We start from the raw sequence: 383 nt of genomic DNA, 5'->3' as shown, positions 1-383 counted from the left end.
CCGCGCACCACCCCGGAAATCAAGGTCGAAGGCGTGCGCTCACGGGGCGCCACGGTGGTGCTGCACGGCGACTCCTTCCCCGAGGCGCTGGCCTATTCGCTGAAACTGGTCGACGAACAGGGTTTCGTCTACATCCACCCGTATGACGACCCCGATACGATTGCCGGGCAAGGCACCGTGGCGATGGAGATTCTTCGTCAGCAGCCGGGGCAGCTGGATGCGATCTTTGTTCCGGTCGGGGGCGGCGGTCTGATCGCCGGTATCGCAGCGTATGTGAAATACCTGCGCCCGGAGATCAAGGTGATCGGCGTCGAGCCGGACGACTCCAACTGCCTGCAAGCGGCGATGGCCGCCGGGGAGCGCGTGGTGCTGAGCCAGGTCGG

At 65.5% G+C, this 383-nt stretch carries 1 protein-coding gene; it reads left to right on the top strand.

What is annotated here, in order from left to right; genetic code table 11:
- Positions 1–383: pyridoxal-phosphate dependent enzyme (locus ALO64_RS25280; protein ID WP_157058670.1), on the top strand; the 383-nt coding region annotated here is incomplete at both ends.

The organism is Pseudomonas meliae (assembly GCF_001400515.1).
Taxonomy (GTDB): Bacteria; Pseudomonadota; Gammaproteobacteria; order Pseudomonadales; family Pseudomonadaceae; genus Aquipseudomonas; species Aquipseudomonas amygdali.
Note: the sequence above shows the minus strand (reverse complement) of the source record. Positions and strands in the feature narration are given on the sequence as shown.